The sequence below is a fragment of the Adlercreutzia sp. genome, assembly GCF_056795635.1.
This window is the reverse complement of the sequence record NZ_JBQIIT010000003.1, coordinates 94,916-97,517: the sequence shown is the minus strand read 5'-3', so window position 1 is coordinate 97,517 and position 2,602 is coordinate 94,916. Positions and strand designations below refer to the sequence as shown.

The 2,602-nt window shown below is 68.0% G+C and carries 2 protein-coding genes; both read left to right on the top strand.

Features of this window, described 5'->3' with window-relative positions:
- The first annotated feature begins 148 nt into the window (after positions 1-148).
- Positions 149-1,237 (top strand): hypothetical protein, encoded by a 1,089-nt coding sequence (locus tag ACTOXK_RS02740; RefSeq protein ID WP_482277111.1) that lies wholly within the window; start codon positions 149-151, stop codon positions 1,235-1,237.
- A gap of 33 nt (positions 1,238-1,270) precedes the next feature.
- A complete protein-coding gene (locus ACTOXK_RS02735) occupies positions 1,271-2,596 on the top strand; it encodes an amidohydrolase (protein ID WP_482277112.1) in 1,326 nt (441 codons plus the stop codon).
- Positions 2,597-2,602: the final 6 nt, after the last annotated feature.

The following is a 2,602-nucleotide window of genomic DNA, read 5'->3' as shown; positions in this document are numbered from 1 at the left end:
CCCATGGCAGCGAAGGCATCTCGGAGTGTCCGGCTGATCGTCTAGATTAAGCGAGGAGGGGAGCGGTCCGCAGGGCCGCTCCCCCGTTTATAGGGTATCCTTGGCCCAGTGTATTTTCGCCTGAGGCGTTCCCCGAAAGGAGCATCCCGTGACCGAGCAGTACCCGAGCGAAGCATCGAACTGCGAGCCGCCGACCGAGCCGCTCGGCGACAGTGCCCCTGCCGTCCCCGTGGAGCCTCTGGCTGAGGACGCTGCTCCGGTTAAGGATGTTGCCCCAGTTAAGGACGTTGCCCCGGCCGAGGATGTCGTCCCGGTCGAGCCTCCGGCTGAAGGCGCCGCTGGGGCCGTCGAAGCCTCCGTGTCTGGTGGCGGCGCTGCTGCTCAGGCCGATGAGGGCCGTGCGCCGCGTCCGGCCTTGCTGGCGGCTCTGGTGGGGCTGGTGGCGGTCATCGCGTGCGTGGTGGCGGTGCCGCTGCTCATGGGCCGCATGACGCCCTCGGCTCCGGCTGAAGCCCCGGCAGTAGAGGCTTCGGTCGGGGAGAGCGCCGAGGCCTCCGGCGACGGGGATGCGGCGTCCGAGGGCGACGGCCAGGCTGCTGCAGAAGGTGCGGTCGAAGACGGCGAAGCGGTGCCGACGGCGGGGCCCATCGTTTCCGAGGGCGCCGGCTACGCCTTTGCCGATGACCTGCTCGCGGCCATCACCCCGGGGTTGAACCGTGCCCTCGCCGCTCCGGACGATCCGTCGGCCCAGGCCCAGTGGGTGCGCAGCGCCCTGAGCTTCCTGCCTGCCGACTATCTGAGCGCCTGGACCGCTTCCCTCGGCGCCGATTCTCCCGCAGCCCTCATCGAGCGCCTGACTGATCCCGAGGTGGCTGCCTTGGCTGCGACGCTGGCCCCCGAGGGATTCATCCTCGTGCAGGGCGACGCCTGCTCGCCAGAGGAGATCCAGTCCCTTGAGGCCCGCTTCAAGGACGTCGGCCTCGAGCGCTTCCTCCAGGCCGCCTATGTGGTGAATGCCCAGCCGATGATTGCCGCCGACGTTGCGGGCGAGGGCAGCGCTGCTCCCGAGGCTGAGGATTCCGCTTCCGCCGCGGAGGGGGCCGGCGCCTCTGACGCTGCTGCCGGCGAAGCCCCCGTCGCTGCCGGTGGTGAGGCCGCCGAGGCCTTCCCCACGGCCTATCGCATCATCAAGATCAATGACAGCTGGTATCTCGCCCCCAGCATCTTCTCCCTCTAGTTCCGTGCTTCCATCCCCCGAGAAAGGCCTGCCATGCTCTTCGCCGACATCGATATCCTGGACGAGAACTTCGCCGTGCAATCCCATCGCTGGGTTGGCGTGCGCGACGGCCGCATCGCCCTTGTGAGCGAGGAGGCCCCCGAGCCGGCCGTGGCCGCCACGTTCGGAGAGATCTACGACGGCTGTGGCAAGCTGCTCATGCCGGCGCTCTACAACGCCCACGCCCATTCCCCCATGACGCTTCTGCGCGGTTTCGCTGAGAACCTGCCGCTTCAGCGCTGGCTCGAAGAGAAGTGCTTTCCCTTCGAGGCCAAAATGACCGCCGAGGACTGCTACTGGGGCACGGTGCTCGCCTGCGCCGAGATGGCCCGCTACGGCGTGGTGAGTTTCTCGGACATGTACTATGCCAGCGAGGGGCGCTGCCAGGCGGTGCTGGAAGCAGGCATGAAGGCCAACATGTGCGAGGGGCTCGTGGCCTTCGAGGAGAAGCCCTACGCGGAATATCCCATCTGCGCCCAGATGGAGGCCCTGGTGGCCGATTGGCACGGGGCCGGTGACGGGCGCATCCGCATCGACTACAACATCCATTCCGAGTACCTGTCCACGGAAACGGTGTGCCGAGACATTCTCGATATCGTGCGCGGCACCGATCTGCGGCTGCACATCCACCTCTCGGAAACCGAGAAGGAGGTGCGCGAGTGCCGCGAGCGCCATGGCGGCCTCTCGCCAGTGGAGTACTTCGACGGCATCGGCATCTTCGATGTGCCGGTGACGGCGGCCCACTGCGTGTGGGTGGACGAGCGCGACCTGGACATCCTCCAGGCCCGCGGCGTGTTCGTGGCCAACAACCCCGCGTCCAACCTGAAGCTCGGCAGCGGCTTCGCCCCCATTCCCGAGATGCTGCGCCGGGGCATGAACGTGTGCCTGGGCTCTGACGGCATGGCCTCGAACAACAACCACAACCTGTTCCACGACATGTACCTTCAGGCGCTCATCTACAAGGGCGCCACGCTGGACCCCACGGCGGTCACGCCCCAGCAGGCGCTGGCTTCGGCGACGCGCGTCGGCGCCCGATCCCAGGGGCGCGACGATTGCGGCGTGCTGGCCGAGGGCATGCGCGCCGACCTGTGCGTGCTGGACACGACCGGCCCCCAGTGGTGCCCAGCGCCCGACCCTGTGTACAACCTGGTGTACGCTGGCGACGGCGCCGACGTGGTGCTGACGATGTGCGATGGCGAGGTCATCTATCGGGCCGACGACACCCCGGCGGGTCGCCAGGAGCAGTGGCCCACTATCGACCTGGAGCGGGCCAAGGCTGAGTGCGCCGCCCGCACCGCCCGCATCATCGGAGAACTGTAGGGACGC